Source organism: Streptomyces mashuensis, from assembly GCF_014654785.1.
In the GTDB taxonomy this organism is placed as follows: domain Bacteria; phylum Actinomycetota; class Actinomycetes; order Streptomycetales; family Streptomycetaceae; genus Streptomyces; species Streptomyces mashuensis.
In genome coordinates this window covers 199,801-221,942 of record NZ_BNBD01000007.1, presented here as the reverse complement: position 1 = coordinate 221,942, position 22,142 = coordinate 199,801, and the positions used below count along the sequence as shown (strand labels likewise).

1 protein-coding gene is annotated in these 22,142 nt (G+C 75.4%); it reads right to left on the bottom strand.

Features of this window, described 5'->3' with window-relative positions; translation table 11 throughout:
• Positions 1–60 precede the first annotated feature (60 nt).
• Positions 61–22,116 carry an SDR family NAD(P)-dependent oxidoreductase gene (locus IE305_RS18725; RefSeq protein ID WP_444546167.1) on the bottom strand — a complete coding sequence of 7,352 codons (22,056 nt, stop codon included), beginning with the start codon at positions 22,114–22,116 and terminating at the stop codon, positions 61–63.
• Positions 22,117–22,142: the final 26 nt, after the last annotated feature.

The window sequence follows — 22,142 nt, the reverse complement described above, 5'->3', positions numbered from 1 at the left end:
TCCCTCTCGCGGAAGTCGCGGAAGACAGAAGGGCAGGGTCGTTCGGGTGGTTGTCGTTCATCAGGAGATGCCGAACTCCTTGCCGATGAAGTCGAAGAGGTCGTCGTCCGTCGCCGACTCGAGCTCCTCCGCGACGTCGGCACCCGGCTCGTCCTCGGGGTTCCGCGCGCTCTCGTTGACCTTGGCGAGCAGCGCCTGGAGCCGCGCGGTGACATGCGACCGGGCGTCGTCGTCGGACAGCGCCGTCCCCAGGGAGGCCGCGAGCCGGTCGAGCTCCGTGAGCAGCGGGCTGACCGCCGCCATGCCGTCCTGGACGATCTCCTCGTGCAGGAAGCGGACGAGGGCCGTGGGCGTCGGGTAGTCGAAGATGAGCGTGGCGGGGAGCCGGACGCCGGTGGCGGCGTTGAGGCGGTTGCGGAGCTCGACGGCCGTCAGGGAGTCGAAGCCGACCTCGCTGAACGACTGGCCGGGGTCGACCGCGTCGGGCCCGGCGTGGCCGAGGACCGCGGCGACCTGCGTGCAGACGACCTCCAGCAGCACGGCGTCCTGCTCGGCGGCGCCGAGGCCGGCCAGGCGGGCGACGAGTGCGGACTCGCCCTCGGTGTTCGAAGCAGCAGCCGCGGTACGACGGGTGGGCACCCGGACCAGGCCGCGCAGCAGCGGCGGCAGCATGCCCGTGGCCGCCTGGTCGCGCAGCCCCGCCAGGTCGAAGCGTGCCGGCACGAGCAGGGCCTCGTCCGTCGCGAGCGCGGCGTCGAACAACGCCACACCCTCGGCGGCCGACAGCGCACCCACACCACCCCGGCCCAGCCGCTCGGCGTCGGCCTGGCCGGCCATGCCACCGGCCTCGTCCCACAGGCCCCACGCCAGCGACGTGGCGGGCAGGCCCTGCGTACGGCGGAACGCGGCGAGCGTGTCGAGGTAGCTGTTCGCGGCGGCGTAGTTGCCCTGGCCCGCGCCACCGAAGACACCGGCGGCGGAGGAGAACAGCACGAACGCCGACAGGTCCAGCTTCTGCGTCAGCTCGTGCAGATTCCACGCCGCGTCCGCCTTCGGACGCAGGACGGTGTCGACCCGCTCGGGCGTCAGGGCCGTCACGATGCCGTCGTCCAGCACACCGGCGGCGTGCACGACGCCACGCAGCGGACGCTCCGAGGGCACCGACTCCAGCACTGCCGCCAGCGCCTCACGGTCGGCCACGTCGCACGCGGCCCACGTCACCTGCGCGCCCAGGGCGGCGAGTTCGTCGCCGATCTCCCGGGCCCCGGGCGCCTCGGCACCGCGGCGGCTGACCAGCAGCAGGTCACGGACGCCGTACTCGGTGACCAGGTGCCGTGCGAAGAGACCACCGAGGGTGCCCGTCGCACCGGTGAGCAGGACCGTTCCCTCACTGTCGAACGCCGGGAGTTCACCGGCGTCGGCGTTCGCGGTGGCACGCGCCAGGCGCGGCACCAGCACCGCACCGTCGCGCACCGCCACCTCGGGCTCGCCGGCCACCAGCCACGACGCGTCGAACGACGCGTCCACGTCCTCGACGTCCACCACGGCGAACCGGCCGGGGTTCTCCGACGCGGCCGACCGCACCAGGCCCCGGACGGCGGCACCCGACAGATCGGCGGCACCGCGCGACACGAACACCAGGCAGGAGCCGGCGAAGCGGTCGTCGCCGAGCCACTCCTGCACCAGGCCCAGCGCCCCGTGCACCGCTTCCCGCACCGAGCCGGCGCCGACGGCGAGACCGTCGGCCACCACGACACCCGGCACGGCGGCCGGCCCGGACAGCTCCGCCAGACCACCGGCACCCAGGGCGACCCACTCGCCGACGGCAGCGGAGGCAGCGGCCGGGGCCGCCACCCACTCCACGCGGTACAGCGACTCGTGGCGGGCGCCCGCCAGCTGCTCCGCCGAGACCTCGCGCAGCGCGAGGGCCTCGACCGACGCCACGGGGGAGCCTGCCGCGTCCGCGACCGCCAGCGCCACCGAGCCCGTACCGGTGCGGGACAGCCGCACCCGCAGGCTCGACGCGCCGGCCGCGTGCAGCGACACGCCCGACCAGGCGAACGGCAGCCGGCCGCGGCCGGTGTCCTCGACGAGGCCGCCCAGGCCGATGGCGTGCAGCGCCGCATCGAGCAGCGCCGGGTGCAGGCCGAACGCCTCGTCCCGCGCGTCCTCCGGCAGCGACACCTCGGCGAGGACGTCCTCACCGAGCCGCCACGCCGCCGTCAGACCCTGGAACACCGGCCCGTACGCGAACCCGGACGCCGCCAGGCCCTCGTACAGCCCGGCCACCTCCACCGGCTCGGCGCCCTCCGGCGGCCAGACGGCGAGGTCGAAGGACCCGGCCGGGCTCTTCTCCGCCAGCGCGCCCGAGGCGTGGCGCAGCCACAGCTCGTCGGCCCCGCCCCACTCCCCGCGGGAGTGGAACGTCACCGAACGGCGGCCCGACGCGTCGACCGGGCCGAGCGACACCCGCAGCTGCACGCCGCCCTTCTCCGGCAGGACCAGGGGGGCCTCCAGCGTCAGGTCGTCCAGGTGCTCGCAGCCCACCTGCTCGCCGGCGCGCAGCGCCATGTCGACGAAGGCGGTGCCGGGCAGCAGGACGGCATCCATGACCGCGTGGTCGGCCAGCCAGGGGTGCGTGTCGAGGGCGAGACGGCCGGTGAACAGGACGCCTTCCGAGTCCGGCAGCTCGACGGCGGCGCCGAGCAGCGGGTGATCGGTGACGCCGAGGCCGAAGCCGCTCGCGTCGCCGACGGCGGGGGCCCCGACGGCCGACTCCAGCCAGTACCACTGGCGCTGGAACGGGTAGGTGGGCAGTTCCACGAGCCGCGCGCCGGTGCCGGCGTAGTACGCGGCCCAGTCGACGGCGTGCCCACGGACGTGCGCCTGGCCGACGGCGAGCGACAGCGTCTCAGCCTCCGCCCGGTCGCGGCGCAGCGCGGGAACGAAGACGGCGTCCTCGGCCTCGACGAACTGCTGGGCCATGCCCGACAGCACACCGTCCGGCCCGAGCTCGACGAACGTCGTCACGCCCTCGGCCAGGAGAGCCTGAACGCCGTCGTGGAAGCGCACGGCCTCGCGGACGTGGCGCACCCAGAAGTCGGGCGACGTCACCTCTTCCGACACGAGCGCACCGGTGAGGTTGGAGACGAGCGGGATGCGCGGCTCGCTGTAGGTGATGCCGGCGGCCACTTCGCGGAACGCGTCCAGCATGCCGTCCATGTGCGAGGAGTGGAACGCGTGGCTGACGGTGAGACGGCGGGTCTTACGGCCCTGAGCCGAGAACCGCTCGGCAATCTCCAGCACCGCGTCCTCGTCACCGGCGATCACGACCGAGGCCGGACCGTTGACAGCAGCGATGCTCACGCCGTCGACAAGCTCGATCTCGCTCTCGGCGGCCTGAAGGGCCACCATCGCGCCGCCCTCCGGCAGCTCCTGCATCAGACGACCACGAGCAGCCACCAGCGCACACGCATCAGCCAGCGAGAACACACCCGCCACATGCGCCGCAGCAATCTCACCGATCGAGTGACCGGACAGCGCATCGGGCTTCACACCCCACGCCTCGACCAGCCGGAACAGCGCCACCTCCACAGCAAACAGCGCAGGCTGAGCAAATTCCGTCCGGTCGAGAACACCCGCGTCCTCACCGAACAGCACATCCTTCAGCGGCAGCCGAAGCCGTCCATCAAACTCCGCGCACACCGCATCGAACGCCTCGGCGAAGACCGGGTACACGTCGTACAGCTCACGCCCCGCCCCCAGACGCTGGCTGCCCTGCCCGGTGAACAGGAAGCCCAGCTTCGCGCCGTCCGACACCGCGCCCCGCACCACACCGGCCGAGGTCTCCCCCCCAGCCAGTGCGGCCAGGCCGCGCAGCAGCCCGTCCCGGTCGCCCGCCGTGACCACCGCGCGGTGGGCGAAGGCGGACCGGCCGGTGGCCAGCGAGTAGCCGGTGTCGGTGAGGTTGAGGCCGGGCTCGGCCTCCAGGTGGGCGTGGAGCTGTCCGGCCTGGGCCCGTAGGGCGTCGCCGGTCTTCGCGGAGAGCGTCCACGTGGCGGTGGGCGCGTCCGCGGCCGCTGCCGTGGGAACGGCCGGCGGCTGTTCGATGATGGTGTGGGCGTTGGTGCCGCTGATGCCGAACGACGACACCGCGGCCCGGCGCGGACGGCCACCGGTCTCCGGCCAGTCGCGCGTCTCCGTCAGCAGCTCGACCGCGCCCGCCTCCCAGTCGACGTGCGGCGTGGGCTCGTCCACGTGCAGCGTCGACGGCAGCACGCCGTGGCGGATCGCCATGACCATCTTGATGATGCCGGCGACACCGGCGGCGGCCTGGGTGTGGCCGAGGTTGGACTTGATGGAGCCGAGCCACAGCGGCGGCCGGTCCTCGTACCGCTCGCGGCCGTACGTGGCGAGCAGCGCCTGCGCCTCGATGGGGTCGCCCAGCGTGGTGCCCGTGCCGTGCGCCTCGACCACGTCGATGTCGTTGCTCGACAGGCCGGCGGAGGCCAGGGCCTGCCGGATGACGCGCTGCTGCGACGGGCCGTTGGGGGCCGTCAGGCCGTTGCTCGCGCCGTCCTGGTTGACGGCGGAGCCCCGCACGATGGCGAGCACGGGGTGGCCGTGCTTGCGCGCGTCGGACAGCCGCTCGACGAGGAGCATGCCCGCGCCCTCGGACCAGCTGGTGCCGTCGGCGGCCGCGGCGAACGACTTGATGCGTCCGTCCGCCGCCAGGCCGCGCTGGCGGCTGAACTCGGTGAACGTGCCGGGCGTCGACATGACGGTCACACCGCCGGCGAGCGCCATGGAGCACTCGCCGCTGCGCAGCGCCTGGATGGCCCAGTGCAGGGCGACCAGCGACGACGAGCACGCGGTGTCGACGGTGACGGCCGGGCCCTCCAGCCCGAAGGCGTAGGCGACGCGGCCGGAGGCCACGCTGCCGGAGTTGCCGGTGCCGAGGTAGCCCTCGACGCCGTCGGGCACGGACGTGATGCGGGTGGCGTAGTCGTGGTACATGATGCCGGCGAACACGCCGGTGCGGCTGCCGCGCACCGACGCGGGGTCGATGCCGGCCCGCTCGAACGCCTCCCACGTGGTCTCCAGCAGCAGGCGCTGCTGCGGGTCCATGGCGACGGCCTCGCGCGGCGAGATGCCGAAGAACGCGGGGTCGAACTGGCCGGCGTCGTGCAGGAAGCCGCCGTGGCGGGTGTAGCTGGTGCCCCGGCCGTCGGGGTCGGGGTCGAACAGCGCGTCGAGGTTCCAGCCGCGGCCCTCGGGGAACTCCGAGATGGCGTCCTCGCCGCCGAGGACGAGGCGCCACAGGTCCTCGGGCGTCTGCACGCCGCCGGGGTAGCGGCAGCTCATGCCGATGATGGCGATCGGGTCGTCGTCGAGGACCACCGCCGGGGCCTCCGGCTCCGCCGGGGCGTCCGCCTCGGCCCCGAGCACCTCGGTGCGCAGGTACTGGGCGAGCACGGCCGGGGTCGGGTAGTCGAAGACGAGCGTCGCCGGCAGCCGGACGCCGGTCGCGGTGTTGAGGCGGTTGCGCAGCTCGACGGAGGTGAGCGAGTCGAAGCCGAGCTCCTTGAACGCCTGGCCCGCCTCGACCGTGTCGGCCGAGTCGTGGCCGAGCACGGACGCGACCTGCGTGCGCACCAGCGCCAGCAGCTCCGCCTCCTGCTCCTCGGCGGGCAGGCCCGCCAGGCGCTTGCCGAGTTCACCGGTGGGTGCGGCGGCCGCGCCGGCCGACGCGGTGCGCCGGGCCGTCGTACGGACGAGGCCGCGCAGCAGCGGCGGCAGCGCGTCGCTGCCGGCCTGGCCGGCCTGGGCCTGGAGCGCGGCCAGGTCCAGCGGTACGGGGACCAGGAGGGCGTCGTCGGCCGCCGTGGCCAGGTCGAACAGGGCAAGGCCGCGCTCGGCGGAGAGCTCGGCGATGCCGCCGCGGTTGACGCGCCGGCGGTCGGTGCCGGCCAGTGCCTCGCCCATGCCGCCGTCCCACAGGCCCCAGGCCAGCGAGGTGGCGGGCAGGCCCTGGGTGCGGCGGAACGCGGCGAGACCGTCGAGGAAGGCGTTGGCGGCGGCGTAGTTGCCCTGGCCCGCGCCACCGAACACACCGGCGGCGGAGGAGAACAGCACGAACGCGGTCAGGTCGAGGCCCTGGGTGAGCTCGTGCAGGTTCCAGGCGGCGTCGGCCTTCGGGCGCAGGACGCCGTCCACGCGCTCGGGCGTCAGGGCGGTGACGACACCGTCGTCGAGCACACCGGCGGCGTGCACCACGGCCCGCAACGGCTGACCGGCGGGGACCGACTCCAGGAGTGCGGCGAGCGCCTCCTTGTCGGCCACGTCGCAGGCGCCCCACGTCACCTGGGCGCCGAGGGCGGCGAGCTCGTCACCGATCTCGCCGGCTCCCGGTGCGTCGGCGCCGCGGCGGCTGACGAGCAGCAGGTGCCGGACGCCGTGCTCGGCCACCAGATGGCGGGCGAACAGGCCGCCGAGCGCACCGGTCGCACCGGTGAGCAGGACCGTGCCGTCCCCGTCGAACACCGGGGCCTCTCCGGCCACCGGGGTCACCGACGCACGGGCCAGACGCGGCACCAGGACCGCACCGTCGCGCACCACCGTCTCCAGCTCGCCGGCCACCAGCCACGACGCGTCGAACGACGCGTCCGCGTCCTCGACGTCCACGACGGCGAACCGGCCGGGGTTCTCCGACGCGGCCGACCGCACGAGACCGCGTACCGCGGCACCCGCCAGGTCGGCGGTACCGCGCGTCACGAACACCAGGCGGGATTCGGCGAACCGGTCACCGGCCAGCCACTCCTGAACGAGGGCCAGCGCCTGGTGCACGGCCTCCCGGGCGGGCCCGGCGATGCCGTCGACCACGACGACACCCGGCACGGCGGCCGGCCCGGAAAGCTCCGCCAGGCCACCGGAACCAAGTGCGATCCACTCCTCCGCAGGCGCGGAGGCCGGGGCCGCGACCCAGGTGACGCGGAACAGCGCGTCGCCGTGTGCGGCGACGTCGCGGGCCGCGCCGAGCCGGTCGGCCGTCACCTCGCGCAGGGCGAGGGCGTCGACCGTGGCCACGGGGGCGCCTTCGGCGTCGGCGACGGCCAGGGAGACCTCCCCGGCGCCGGCGCTCCGCAGCCGTACGCGCAGCGTGGTGGCGCCGACGGCGTGGACGGTGACGCCGCTCCAGGCGAACGGCAGGCGGCCGGCGCCGGCCTCGGCGGCCAGGCCGAGCGCGTGCAGCGCCGCGTCCAGCAGCGCGGGGTGCAGGACGAAGCGGTGGGCGTCCCTCTGCGCGTCCTCGGGCAGCCGCACCTCGGCGTAGACGTCCTCGCCGTGCTTCCAGGCGGCCGTCAGCCCCTGGAAGACGGGCCCGTACGCGAACCCGGAGCCGGCGAGCCCCTCGTAGAGGCCCGTGACGTCCACGGCCTCGGCGCCCTCGGGCGGCCACACGCCGAGGTCGAAGGCCGCGGCGGGGGCGCCTTCGGCCAGCACGCCGGTGGCGTGCCGGGTCCACGGCGCGTCGGCCGGGGCGTGCTCGGGGCGCGAGTGCAGGGTCAGGGAACGGCGGCCCGCCTGCTGTGCCGCGCCGAGCGTCAGCCGCAGCTGCACGGCCTCGTGCTCGGGCAGCACCAGCGGCGCCTCCAGGGTCAGGTCCTCCAGCCGGTCGCAGCCGACCTGGTCACCGGCGCGCAGCGCCAGTTCGACGAAGGCGGTGCCGGGCAGCAGGACGGTGCCCATGACGGCATGGTCCGCGAGCCACGGGTGGGTGTGCAGGGAGAGGCGGCCGGTGAACAGCAGCCCGTCCGAGTCGGGGAGCTGCACGGCGGCGCCGAGCAGCGGGTGATCGGCGCGGTCGAGGCCCGCCGACGAGACGTCGGCGCCGGTGGCGCCCACGTCCAGCCAGAAGCGGCGGCGCTGGAAGGCGTACGTGGGCAGGTCGACGCGGCGCGCGCCGGTGCCGGCGTAGTACGCGGCCCAGTCGACGGCGTGCCCGCGAACGTGCGCCTGGCCGACGGCGAGCGACAGCGTCTCCGCCTCAGCACGGTCACGGCGCAGGACAGGCACGAAGACGGCGTCCTCGGCCTCGACGAACTGCTGGGCCATGCCCGACAGCACACCGTCCGGCCCGAGCTCGACGAACGTCGTCACGCCCTCGGCCGCCAGGGCCTGCACACCGTCGTGGAAGCGCACGGCCTCGCGGACGTGGCGCACCCAGAAGTCGGGCGAGGACATCTCGTCGCCCGTGACCAGCGCACCGGTCAGGTTGGAGACGACGGGGATGCGCGGCGTGCTGTACGACAGCCCGGCCACGACCTCGCGGAACGCGTCCAGCATCCCGTCCATGAGCGGCGAGTGGAACGCGTGGCTGACGGTGAGACGACGGGTCTTACGGCCCTGAGCCGCGAACCGCTCGGCAATCTCCAGCACCGCCGCCTCGTCACCGGCGATGACGACGGACGTCGGGCCGTTGACGGCAGCGATGCTCACGCCGTCGACGAGCTCGATCTCGCTCTCGGCGGCCTGGACGGCCACCATCGCGCCGCCCTCCGGCAGCTCCTGCATCAGGCGACCGCGGGCGGCGACCAGCGTGCAGGCGTCGGCAAGGGAGAACACACCGGCCACATGGGCAGCGGCAATCTCACCGATCGAGTGACCGGCCAGTGCGTCGGGCTTCACACCCCACGCCTCGACCAGCCGGAAGAGCGCAACTTCCACAGCGAACAACGCCGGCTGAGCAAACTCGGTCCGGTCGAGGACGCCCGCGTCCTCGCCGAACAGCACGTCCTTCAGCGGAAGTCGCAGATGACCGTCCAGCTCCGCGCACACCGCATCGAACGCCTCGGCGAACACGGGGTACGACGCGTACAGCTCACGCCCCATCCCCAGCCGCTGGCTGCCCTGTCCCGTGAACAGGAAGCCCAGCTTCGCGCCGTCCGACACCGCGCCCCGCACCACACCGGCCGAGGTCTCCCCCGCAGCCAGTGCGGCCAGGCCGCGCAGCAGGCCGTCCCGGTCGCCCGCGGTGACCACCGCGCGGTGGTCGAACAGGGCGCGGGCCGTGGCCAGGGTGTGGCCGACGTCCGCGAGGCCGGTGTCCGGCTCCGCGTCGAGGTGGGCGTGGAGGCGTGCCGCCTGGTCGCGCAGGGCGTCGGCGGACTTCGCCGACAGCGTCCACGGCAGCTGCGGCGGGATTGCCGCCTCCGCCGCCGAGGGGTGCTCGTCGGCGGGGGCGGGCACGTGCTCGATGATGGCGTGCGCGTTGGTGCCGCTCATGCCGAACGACGACACTGCGGCCCGGCGCGGACGGTCGCCCGTCTCGGGCCAGTCGCGTGCCTCCGACAGCAGCTCGACGGCGCCCGCGGCCCAGTCGACGTGCGGCGTGGGCGTGTCCACGTGCAGGGTCTGCGGCAGCATGCCGTGGCGCATGGCCATCACCATCTTGATGACGCCCGCAACGCCCGCGGCGGCCTGGGTGTGGCCGAAGTTGGACTTGATGGAGCCGAGCCACAGCGGCTGGTCCTCGGCGCGGCCCTGCCCGTACGTGGCGAGCAGCGCCTGCGCCTCGATGGGGTCGCCGAGCGTCGTACCCGTACCGTGCGCCTCGACGGCATCGACATCAGCGGTCGTCAGCTGCGCGTTGTGGAGTGCCTGGCGGATGACGCGCTGCTGCGACGGGCCGTTGGGGGCCGTCAGGCCGTTGCTGGCGCCGTCCTGGTTGACGGCGGTGCCGCGGACCACGGCGAGAACAGGGTGGCCGCGCCGGCGGGCGTCGGACAGCCGCTCGACGAGGAGCATGCCGGCGCCTTCGCCCCAGGCGGTGCCGTCGGCGGCGGCCGCGAAGGGCTTGCAGCGGCCGTCGGCGGCCAGGCCGCGCTGGCGGCTGAACTCGGTGAACACGTCGGGCGTGGTGATGATGGTGACGCCGCCGGCGAGGGCGAGGTCGCACTCGCCGTTGCGCAGGGCCTGCGCGGCCAGGTGCAGGGCGACGAGCGACGACGAGCAGGCCGTGTCGACGGTGACGGCCGGGCCTTCGAAGCCGAAGGTGTAGGAGACGCGGCCGGAGGCGATGCTGCTGGAGCCGCCGGTGCCGAGGTAGCCCTCGACGCCCTCGGGGACGGTGTTGAGGCGGGACACGTAGTCGTTGTGCATCTGGCCGACGAACACGCCGACCTGCTTGCCGCGCATGCCCGTCGGGTCGATGCCGGCCCGCTCGAATGCCTCCCAGGACGTTTCCAGCAGCAGGCGCTGCTGGGGGTCCATGGCGAGGGCCTCGCGGGGGTTGATGCCGAAGAACGCGGGGTCGAAGTGGTGGGCGTCGTAGAAGAAGCCGCCTTCGCGGGCGTACGACGTGCCGGGGCTGTCGGGGTCGGGGTCGTAGAGGGCGTCGGTGTCCCAGCCGCGGTCGGACGGCAGGTCGGCGATGGCGTCGCGGCCCTCGGCGAGGAGGGTCCACAGGTCCTCGGGGCTGCGGACGTCGCCGGGGAAGCGGCAGCTCATGGCGACGATGGCGATGGCGTCGTCGTCCCCGCCGGTGCCCGGGCCCGCCGGGGTGCCGGCCACCGGGGCCGCGTCGGCGGCGCGGGAGCCGAGGAGCTCGTCGCGCAGGTAGCCGGCGAGGGCGGTGGGGGTGGGGTAGTCGAAGACGAGGGTGGCGGGCAGCCGGAGGCCGGCGGCCGCACCCAGCCGGTTGCGGAACTCGACGCCGGTGAGGGAGTCGAAGCCGAGGTCCTTGAAGGCCCGGCCGGCTTCGACGGCGTCGGGCGAGGCGTGCCCGAGGACGGCGGCGACCTGGCCGCGGACGAGGTCCAGGAGGGTCTGGTCGCGGTCGGCCTCGGTCATGCGCAGCAGGCGGTCGGCGAGGGACGGCCCGTTGCGGTCGTCGGTGGTGTCGACGGTGCGGCGGGCGGGCCCGCGGACGAGGCCGCGCAGCAGGGCGGGGACCATGGCGGCGTCTGCGTGGCGCAGGGGTGCCAGGTCGAGGCGCATGGGCACCAGGAGGGGGTCGCCGACCTGGTGCGCGGTGTCGAGCAGGGCGAGTGCTTCGGCGGTGGCGAGGCCGAGGACACCGGACCGGGTCATGCGGTCCTTGTCGGTGGCGTCGAGTTCGCCGGTCATGCCGCTGGCCTCGGCCCACAGGCCCCAGGCCAGCGAGGTGGCCGGCAGGCCGGTGGCCTGGCGGTGCTGGGCGAGGGCGTCGAGGAAGCTGTTGGCGGCGGCGTAGTTGGCCTGGCCGGCGCCGCCGAAGACGCCGGCGGCGGAGGAGAAGAGGACGAAGTCGGCGAGGTCGAGGTGGCGGGTGAGGTCGTGGAGGTGGAGTGCGGCGTCGACCTTGGGGCGCAGGACGCGGTCGACGCGTTCGGGGGTGAGGGCGTCGACGACGCCGTCGTCGAGGACGCCGGCGGTGTGGACGACGGCGGTGAGGGGGTGCTCGGCGGGGATGCCGGCGAGCAGGTCGCGCAGGGCGTCGCGGTCGGCGGTGTCGCAGGCGGCGACGGTGACGTGGGCGCCGAGTTCCTCCAGTTCCGCGGCGAGCTGGGCGGCGCCGTCGGCCTGGGGGCCGCGGCGGCTGGTGAGCAGCAGGCGGCGGGCGCCGCGTTCGACGACGGCGTGGCGGGCGACGAGGCCGCCGAGGGTGCCGGTGCCGCCGGTGACGAGGACGGTGCCGTCGGGGTCCCAGGTGCCGGGGATGGTGAGGACGACCTTGCCGACGTGCCGGGCCTGGCTGAGGTGCCGGAAGGCGTCGGGTGCGCGGCGCAGGTCCCAGGTGGCGACGGGCAGGGGCTGCAGGGCGCCGGTGGTGAAGAGGCCGAGGAGCTCGGTGAGCATCTCCTGGATGCGGTCGAGTCCGGCTTCGGTCAGGTCGAAGGCGCGGTAGGTGACGCCCGGGTGGGCGGCGGCGACGTCCTCGGGTGTGCGGACGTCGGTCTTGCCCATCTCGACGAACCGGCCGCCGCGCGGCAGGAGCCGCAGGGACGCGTCGACGAATTCGCGGGCGAGCGAGTCGAGGACGACGTCGACGCCGCGGCCGTCGGTGGCGGTGCGGAAGGTGTCCTCGAAGTCGAGGGTGCGGGAGGAGGCGATGCGGTCGTCGGGGATGCCCATGGAGCGCAGCGTGTCCCACTTGCCGGGGCTGGCCGTGGCGTAGACGTCGGCGCCCCAGTGGCGGGCGAGCTGGACGGCGGCCATGCCGACGCCGCCGGCGGCGGCGTGCACGAGGAGGGCTTCGCCCTGGCGCAGGCCGGCGAGATCGCGCAGCGCGTAGTAGGCGGTCATGAAGACGATGGGCACGGACGCGGCCTGAGCGAACGTCCAGCCCTCGGGCATGGGGGCGATCATGCGCCGGTCGGCGACGACGAGGGGGCCGAAGCCGCCGGGCAGCATGCCCATGACGCGGTCGCCGGGGGCGAGGTCGGTGACGCCGGGGCCGGTCTCCAGGACGACGCCGGCGCCTTCGCTGCCCATGAGGCCGGCGTCGCCGGGGTACATGCCGAGGGCGTTGAGGACGTCGCGGAAGTTGAGGCCGGCGGCGCGGACGGCGACGCGTACCTCGCCGGGTGCCAGGGGCTCGGTGGCCTCGGGGCAGGGCACGAGCGTGAGGTTCTCGAGGGTGCCCTTGTCGTGGATGTCCATGCGCCAGGCGGGCTCGTCCGCGGGCGGCAGGAGGCCGCCGCTGGTGGGGATGCGGGCGAGGCGGGGCGCGTGGACGGTGCCGCGGCGCACGGCGACCTGGGGTTCGCCGGTGGCGAGGGCGGCGGGCAGGGCCTCCGCGGAGGCGGTGTCGTCGTCGAGGTCGGCCAGGACGAACCGGTCGGGGTTCTCGGCCTGCGCGGAGCGGACGAGGCCCCACACGGGTGCGTGGCGCAGGTCGCGGACGCCGGCGTCGGCCGGGGTGGCCACGGCGCCGTGGGTGACGAGGACGAGCCGGGAGCCGGCGAACCGGTCGTCGGCGAGCCACGCCTGGACCAGGCCGAGGGCCTGGTGGACGGCGTCGTGGACGCCGGCGGCGAGGTCGTCGGCGGCGGTGGCGCCGGGGGTGACCAGGACGTGGCCGGGGACGGGGGTACCGGTGTCGACGGCGGCGCGCAGGGCGGCGAGGTCGGCGTAGGTGTCGGCCTCACCGGCCGGCAGGTTGCTGTCGCCGAGCACGGCCAGGCCGGTGCCGGGCGTGCTGTCGGGCAGCGGCACGGTGGCCCAGTCGAGGCGGAACAGCGACTCGTGCTGCGCGGCCGGGGCGGCGGCGAGCTGGCCGGCGGAGACGGGCCGCAGGGCGAGGTGGCGTACGGAGGCCACCGGCTGTCCCTGGGTGTCGGCCAGGTCCAGGGTCATTCCGTCGTCGCCGGTGGGGGTGAGGCGGACGCGCAGGGCGCCGGCGCCGGCGGCGTGCAGGGTGACGCCGCGCCAGGAGAACGGCAGGCGGCCCTGTTCGTCGGCGTCCTCCCGGACGAAGGTGGCGTGCAGGGCGGCATCGAGGAGCGCGGGGTGCAGCCCGTACGCGCCGGCGTCGGCGCGGTGCTCGTCGGGGAGCCGCACCTCGGCGTAGACGGCGTCGCCGTGCCGCCAGGCGGCGGTGAGGCCCTGGAAGACGGGGCCGTAGGCGAAGCCGCCGGCGGCCAGGTGCTCGTACAGGCCGTCGGTGGTGACGGGTTCGGCGCCGGGCGGCGGCCACTCGGTCAGGGGCGCGGCCGCCTGGGGTGCGCCGGTGGCGAGGATGCCGGTGGCGTGCCGGGTCCAGGGCTGGTCGGCGGGGGCGTCCTGGGCGCGCGAGTACAGGTCCAGGGCGCGGCGGCCGGCCTGGTCGGGGGCGCCGACGGAGATCTGCAGCTGGACGGCCTGGTGGCCGGTGAGGACCAGCGGCGCTTCGAGGGTGAGCTCGTCGAGGTGGTCGCAGCCGGCCTGGTCGCCGGCGCGCACGGCCAGTTCGACGAAGGCCGTGCCCGGCAGCAGGACGGTGCCCATGACGGCGTGGTCGGCGAGCCACGGGTGGGTGTCCAGGCCTATGCGGCCGGTGAAGAGGAACCCGTCGCTGTCGGCGAGCGGCAGGGCGGCGCCCAGCAGCGGGTGGTGGGCGGGGCCGAGACCGGCGGACTCGACGTCGCCGACCCAGCCGGCGGGGGCCTCCAGCCAGAAGCGTTCGCGCTGGAAGGCGTACGTGGGCAGGTCGACGCGGCGCGCGCCGGTGCCGGCGTAGTAGGCGGCCCAGTCGACGGCGAGACCACGGACGTGCGCCTCGGCCAGGGCCGTGGCCAGGGCGTCGTTCTCGGTGCGGTCCTTGCGGAGCAGCGGCAGGAACGCGGCGTGGCCGGCGCTGTCGGTGAGGCAGTCGCGGCCCATGCCGGACAGCACGCCCTGCGGGCCCAGTTCGAGGTAGGTGGTGACGCCCTCGGCCTCCAGGGTGCGGATGCCGTCGAGGAAGCGCACGGCCTCGCGGGCGTGCCGCGCCCAGTAGTCGACGCTGGTCAGCTCGTCGGTGACGAGGGTGCCGGTGACGTTGGAGACGACGGGGATGCGCGGGACGTGGAAGGTGAGGGTTTCGGCGACGGCGCGGAACTCGTCGAGCATGCCGTCCATCAGCGGGGAGTGGAAGGCGTGGCTGACGGTCAGGCGCCGGGCGCGGCGGCCCTGCTCCTCGAAGCGGGCCGTGATGGCGAGGGTGGCGTCCTCGTCGCCGGCCAGGACGATGGCGTTCGGCCAGTTGACGGCGGCGATGCCGACGTGGTGCTCGTGGCCGGCGAGCAGCGGCAGCACCTCGTCCTCGGCGGCCTCCAGGGCCACCATGACGCCGCCCTCGGGCAGCTGCTGCATGAGGCGGCCGCGGGCGGCCACCAGCGTGCAGGCGTCCTCCAGCGAGAGCACGCCGGCGACGTGCGCGGCGGTGATCTCGCCGATGGAGTGGCCGGCCAGGTAGTCGGGGCGGATGCCCCAGCTGTCGACGAGGCGGTGCAGGGCCGTTTCGAGGGCGAACAGGGCGGGCTGGGTCCAGCCGGTGAGGTGCAGGAGCGCGGCCTCGTCGGTGCCCTCCTCGGCGAACAGCACGTCCTTCAGGGGCCGCGACAAGTGCCGGTCGAGTTCGGCGCACACCTCGTCGAGGGCCTGCGCGAACGCGGGGTACGTGGCGTACAGCTCGCGGCCCGTGCCGGGGCGCTGGCTGCCCTGGCCGGTGAAGAGGAACGCGGTCTTGCCGTCGGTGACGGCGCCGCGCAGGGTGCCCTCGCCGTCGGCGAGCGCGGTCAGGGCGGTGAGCAGCCCGTCGCGGTCGCCGGCGACGACGGCGGCGCGCCGTTCGAACGCGGAGCGGGTGGTGGCCAGCGAGTAGGCCAGGTCGGCGGGGTGGAGACCGGGGTGTGCCTCGACGTGGGCGAGGAGGCGGCGGGCCTGGCCGGTGAGGGCCTGGTCGGTCTTGCCGGACAGCACGACGGGCACGGCGGGCAGGTCGCGGCGCCCGGCGGCGGTGTCCTGCTCGTCGGTGGCCGGGGGCTGCTCGATGATGGCGTGCGCGTTGGTGCCGCTGACGCCGAACGAGGAGATGCCGGCGCGCCGCGGGTGGCCGGCCTCGGCCCAGTCGCGGGCCTCGGTGAGGAGTTCCACGTTGCCGGCGGCCCAGTCGACGTGCGGGGTGGGCTCGTCGACGTGGAGGGTCGGCGGCAGCGTGCCGTGCTGCATCGCCATGACCATCTTGATGATGCCGGCGGCGCCGGCGGCGGCCTGGGTGTGGCCGAGGTTGGACTTGATGGAGCCCAGCCACAGCGGCCGGTCCTCGGTGCGGCCCTGGCCGTAGGTGGCGAGGAGGGCCTGCGCCTCGATGGGGTCGCCGAGGGTGGTGCCGGTGCCGTGGGCCTCGACGGCGTCGACGTCGGCCGTGGTCAGCCCGGCGTTGGCGAGGGCCTGCCGGATGACGCGCTGCTGGGAGGGGCCGTTGGGGGCGGTGAGGCCGTTGCTGGCGCCGTCCTGGTTGACGGCGGTGCCCCGCACGACGGCGAGGACGGGGTGGCCGTTGCGGCGGGCGTCGGACAGGCGCTCGACGAGGAGCATGCCGGCGCCTTCGGACCAACCGGTGCCGTCGGCGGCGGCGGCGAACGACTTGCAGCGGCCGTCGGCGGCGAGGCCGCGCTGCCGGCTGAAGTCGACGAACGTGTCCGGGGTGGACATGACGGTGACGCCGCCGGCGAGGGCGAGGTCGCACTCGCCGTTGCGCAGGGCCTGCGCGGCCAGGTGCAGGGCGACGAGGGAGGAGGAGCAGGCGGTGTCGATGGTGACCGCCGGGCCCTCCAGGCCCAGGGTGTAGGAGACGCGGCCGGAGGCGACGCTGCCGGCGCTGCCGGTGCCCAGGTAGCCCTCCAGGCCCTCGGGCACGGCGGGCAGGCGGGTGAGGTAGTCGTGGTACATCACGCCGGCGAACACGCCGGTGCGGCTGCCGCGTGCCGACAGCGGGTCGATGCCGGCCCGCTCGAACGCCTCCCACGACGTCTCCAGCAGCAGGCGCTGGTGGGGGTCCATCGCCAGGGCCTCGCGCGGGTTGATGCCGAAGAAGGCCGGGTCGAACGCGGAGGCGTCGTGCAGGAAGCCGCCCTCGCGGGTGTAGCTGGTGCCGGCCCGCTCGGGGTCGGTGTCGTAGAGGGCGTCGAGGTCCCAGCCGCGGTCGGTGGGGAACGCGGACACGGCGTCGCCGGAACCGGCGACCAGCTGCCACAGCTCCTCGGGGCTGGAGATGCCGCCGGGGTAGCGGCAGCTCATGCCCACGATCACGATCGGGTCGTCGTCCGTGGCCGCCGCCGTGACGACCGGCGCGGCGGCCGCGCGGTCGTCGGAGCCGAGGATCTCGGTGCGCAGGAACGCGGCGAGGGCCGTGGGCGTGGGGTAGTCGAAGACGAGGGTGGCGGGCAGCCGGACGCCGGTGACGGCGTTGAGACGGTTGCGGAGCTCGACGGCGGTCAGCGAGTCGAAGCCGAGCTCCTTGAAGGCGCGCCCGGCGTCGACGGCGTCGGCACCGGCGTGGCCCAGCACCGCGGCGACCTGCTCGCACACCAGCTCGGTCAGCAGCCGGTCGCGGCCGGCGGCGTCCAGGCCGCGCAGGCGCGCGGCGAGCCCGTCCTGCGGGGCGGCGGCCGCGGCCGCGGTACGGCGGGCCGGGGTGCGCACCAGGCCGCGGAGCAGCGCCGGGACCTGCGCGGGGTCGGCGTGCCGCAGGCCGGCCAGGTCGAGGCGCATCGGCACGAGCAGGGCGTCGCCCGTGGCGCGGGCGGTGTCGAGGAGGGCCAGGCCCTCCTCGGACGACAGGGCGGCCACGCCGGCGCGGTTGATGCGGTCCAGGTCGGTGTCGGCCAGGTCGCCGGTCATGCCGCTGCGCTCGGCCCACAGGCCCCAGGCGAGGGCGGTGGCGGGCAGGCCCTGGGCGCGGCGGTGCGCGGCGAGGGCGTCGAGGAAGGCGTTGGCGGCGGCGTAGTTGGCCTGGCCGGGGCCGCCGAGGACGCCGGCGGCGGCGGAGAACAGCACGAACGCGGCCAGGTCGTGGTCGCGGGTCAGCTCGTGCAGGTTCAGGGCGGCGTCGACCTTGGCGGGCAGCACGTGGTCGACCCGCTCGGGCGTGAGGGAGTCGAGGACGCCGTCGTCGAGGACACCGGCGGTGTGCACCACGGCGGTCAGGGGGTGCTCGGCGGGTACGGCGGCCAGGGCGGCGGCGAGCGCGTCGCGGTCGGCGGCGTCGCAGGCGACCAGGGTGACCTGGGCGCCGGCCTCGCGCAGCGTGTCGAGCAGGGCGTCGGCGCCGGGCGCGTCGGGGCCGCGGCGGCTGGTGAGCAGCAGGTGGCGGATGCCGTGCGCGGTGACGAGGTGCTGGGCGACGAGCGCGCCGAGGGTGCCGGTGGCACCGGTGACCAGGGCGGTGCCGTCCGGGTCGAGGGCGGGGGCCTCGGCGCCGGCGTCGGCGGCGACCCGGCCCAGGCGCGGCACGAGCGCCTGCCCGTCGCGCAGCGCGAACTGCGGCTCGTCGGCGGCCAGGGCGGCGGCCAGGGCACGGTGGGACGGCTCGCGGCCGTCGAGGTCGGCCAGGACGAAACGGCCGGGGTTCTCCGACTGCGCGGAGCGCAGCAGGCCCCACAGGGGGGCGTGCGTCAGGCCGGGGACGTCGGCGCCGTTGTGCGTGGCGACGGCGTCACGGGTGAGGAACACGAGCCGGGAACCGGCGAACCGCGGGTCGGCGAGCCACTCCTGGGCGAGCTGGAGGGCGGCGTGCAGGGACTCCCGGACGCGCTGGGGCAGACCGGTGGCGTCGGTATCGGTGTCGGCGTCAGTGCCGTTCCACGGCACCACCACCGCCTGCGGCACCGGGGCGCCCGCCTCGACCGCGGCGGCCAGGCCGGCGAGGTCCGCGTAGACGGCCGCCGTCGGGAGGGCCGTGGTCAGGGCGGTGAGGGCGGTGTCGGTCGCGTCGCCGAGCAGCGCCCACTGGCCGGCGGCCACGGTGGTGGCGGCCGGCAGCGGCAGCGGGGTCCAGTCGACGCGGAACAGCGCGTCGTGGAAGGTGCCCTGGGCGGCGTGCGCGTGGACCTGCTCCGGGGAGACGGGCCGCAGCAGCAGCGCGTCGACGGAGGCGACGGGCCGGCCGTCGCCGTCGGCGAGGGAGACGGACACGGTGTCGCGGCCGGCGGGCGCCAGCCGGACGCGGAGCTCGGTGGCGCCGACGGCGTGCAGGGCCACGCCGCTCCAGGAGAACGGCAGCCGGCCGTGCTCGGTGGGCTCCAGCAGCTCGCCCATGCCGACGGCGTGCAGCGCGGCGTCGAGGAGGGCGGGGTGCAGGCCGAACGCGGCGGCGTCCTGGCGGGCCGGCTCGGGCAGCCGGACCTCGGCGAACACCTCGTCGCCGCGCTGCCAGGCGCCGGTGAGGCCCTGGAAGGAGGGGCCGTAGGCGAAGCCCGTGGAGGCCAGCCAGTCGTAGAGGCCGTCGACGGGCACCTCGGTGGCGTCCTGCGGCGGCCACTCGGCCAGGCCGGGGCCGGCGGCGGGCGCGCCGGGCGCCAGGACGCCGGTGGCGTGCCGGATCCAGGCGTCGTCGGGCGCGTCCTCGGCGCGGGAGTGGAGGGTGAGGGTGCGGCGGCCGGACGCGTCGGGCGCGCCGACGGCCAGCTGGATCTGGACGCCGCCGATCTCGGGCAGCACCAGCGGGGCCTGGAGGGTGAGTTCCTCCAGCAGGTCGCAGCCGACGTGGTCGCCGGCCCGCACGGCCAGTTCCACGAACGCGGTGCCGGGCAGCAGCACGGTGTCCATCACCGTGTGGTCGGTGATCCACGGGTGGGTGCGCCGGGAGAGGCGGCCGGTGAACAGGAAGCCGTCGGCGTCGGCGAGGGCGAGCGCGGCGCCGAGGAGCGGGTGGTCGGCCGAGCCGAGGCCGGCGGAGGTGACGTCGCCGACCCAGGCGTCCGGCGTCTCGGGCCAGTACAGCTCGCGCTGGAACGCGTACGTGGGCAGGTCGACGCGGCGGCCGCCGCGGCCGGTGAGGACCGCGGCCCAGTCGACACGGGTGCCGTGCGCGTGGGCGCGGGCCACGGCGGCGGCCAGGGCGGGGGCCTCGGGCCGGCCGGCGCGCAGGGCGGGCGCGAAGACGGCGTCGGGGCGGTCGACACAGTCCTGGGCGAGCGCGGACAGGGTGCCGTCGGGGCCGATCTCGACGTAGACGGCGACGTCCTGGGCGTCCAGGTAGCGGACGCCGTCGAGGAAGCGGACGGCGTCGCGGACGTGCCGCACCCAGTAGCCGGGCGAGCAGATCTCGTCGGCGGTGACGGAGGCGCCGGTGACGTTGGAGACGACGGGGACGACCGGCGGGTGGTAGGTCAGGCCCTCGGCGACGCGCCGGAAGTCGTCCAGCATGCCGTCCATGAGCGGGGAGTGGAAGGCGTGGCTGACGGTGAGCCGCTTGGTCTTGCGGCCCTGCGCGGTGAACGCGGCGGCGAGCTCCAGCACTGCCGTCTCGTCGCCGGAGACCACGACGGAGCGGGGGCCGTTGACGGCGGCCACGGCGACGCCGTCGCCGAGCAGCGGCGTCACCTCGTCCTCGGTGGCCTCCACGGCGACCATGGCGCCGCCCGCGGGCAGCGCCTGCATGAGCCGGCCGCGCGCGGCGACGAGGGTGCAGGCGTCGGCCAGCGACAGCACGCCGGCGACGTGGGCGGCGGCCAGTTCGCCGATGGAGTGGCCGAGCACGAAGTCGGGCGTGACACCCCAGGTTTCCAGGAGGCGGTACAGGGCCACCTCGACGGCGAACAGGGCCGGCTGGGTCCACGCGGTCTCGTCCAGCAGGCCGGCGCCGGCCTCGCCGGAGATCACCTCGCGCAGGGGCCGGTCCAGGTGCGGGTCGAGCTCGGCGCACACGGCGTCGAGGGCCTCGGCGAAGGCGGGGTACGCGTCGTACAGCTCGCGGCCCATGCCGGCGCGCTGGCTGCCCTGCCCGGTGAACAGGAACGCGGTCTTGCCCTCGCCGACGACGCCGCGCACGGCGTCGGCCGGCGTGTCGCCGCCGGCCAGGGCCTGCAGGCCGCGCAGCAGGGCGTCGCGGTCGGTGGGGAAGAGCACGGCGCGGTGGTCGAGGGAGGCGCGCGTGGTGGCCAGCGAGTGGGCGACGTCCGCGAGGGACAGCTCCGCGTCGTCGGTCACGCGCTCGGCGAGCCGCCCGGCCTGGGCGGCGAGGGCCTCGGCACTCTGCCCGGACACCAGGACCGGCAGCGGCAGGCCGGGCGCGGTGTCGGGCAGGGATTCGGCGGCCGGGGCGTCCGGCGCCTGCTCGATGATGGTGTGGGCGTTGGTGCCGCTGACGCCGAAGGAGGAGACGCCGGCGCGGCGCGGCTGCCCGGTGTCGGGCCACGCGCGGCCCTCGGTGAGCAGCTCCACGGCGCCCGCCGTCCAGTCCACGTTCTCCGAGGGCCGGTCGACGTGGAGGGTGGGCGGCAGCACGCCGTGCTCGATGGCCTTGACCATCTTGATGACGCCGGCGACGCCGGCGGCGGCCTGGGTGTGGCCGAAGTTGGACTTCACCGAGCCCAGGTACAGCGGCCGGCCGTCGGGGCGGTTCTGCCCGTAGGTGGCCATCAGGGCCTGGGCCTCGATGGGGTCGCCCAGGGTGGTGCCGGTGCCGTGCGCCTCGACGGCGTCGACCTGCGCGGGCGTCAGCCCGGCGTTGGTGAGCGCCTGCCGGATGACGCGCTGCTGCGACGGGCCGTTGGGCGCGGTGAGGCCGTTGCTCGCGCCGTCCTGATTGACGGCGGAGCCACGGACGATGGCGAGGACGGGGTGGCCGTTCCTGCGGGCGTCCGACAGCTTCTCGACGAGGAGCATGCCGACGCCCTCGCCCCAGCCGGTGCCGTCCGCGCCGTCCGCGAACGGCTTGCAGCGGCCGTCGGGTGCGAGCCCCCGCTGCCGGCTGAACTGGACGAACGAGCGCGGGCTGGCCATGACCGTCACACCACCGGTCAGCGCCAGGTCGCACTCGCCGTTGCGCAGCGCCTGCACGGCGAGGTGCAGCGCCACCAAGGACGCCGAGCAGGCCGTGTCGACGGTGACGGCCGGGCCCTCCAGGCCGTACGTGTACGAGATGCGGCCGGAGATGACGCTGGCCGCGTTGCCGGTCATCAGGTAGCCCTCGACGCCCTTGGGCACCTGCTGGAGGATCTCCGGGTACGTCTGGCCGTTGGTGCCGATGAACACGCCGGACCGGCTGCCGCGCAGGGCCGCCGGGTCGATACCGGCCCGCTCGAACGCCTCCCACGAGGTCTCCAGCAGGAGCCGCTGCTGCGGGTCCATGCCGAGGGTCTCGCGGGGGCTGATGCCGAAGAACGCGGCGTCGAACCGGCCGGCGCCGTCGAGGAAGCCGCCCTCACGGGTGTAGCTGGTGCCCTCGGCGTCCGGGTCCTCGTCGTACAGCGACTCGACGTCCCAGCCGCGGTCGGTGGGGAACTCCGTGATGGCGTCCCCACCGGCCGCGACCAGCCGCCACAGGTCCTCCGGCGACTGCACGCCGCCGGGGAACCGGCAGCTCATGCCGACGATCGCGATCGGCTCCGGTTCCGCCGACTCGACCTCGCGGAGGCGCTGCCGTGTCTGGTGCAGATCGGCCGTCACCCGCTTGAGGTAGTCGAGGATCTTGT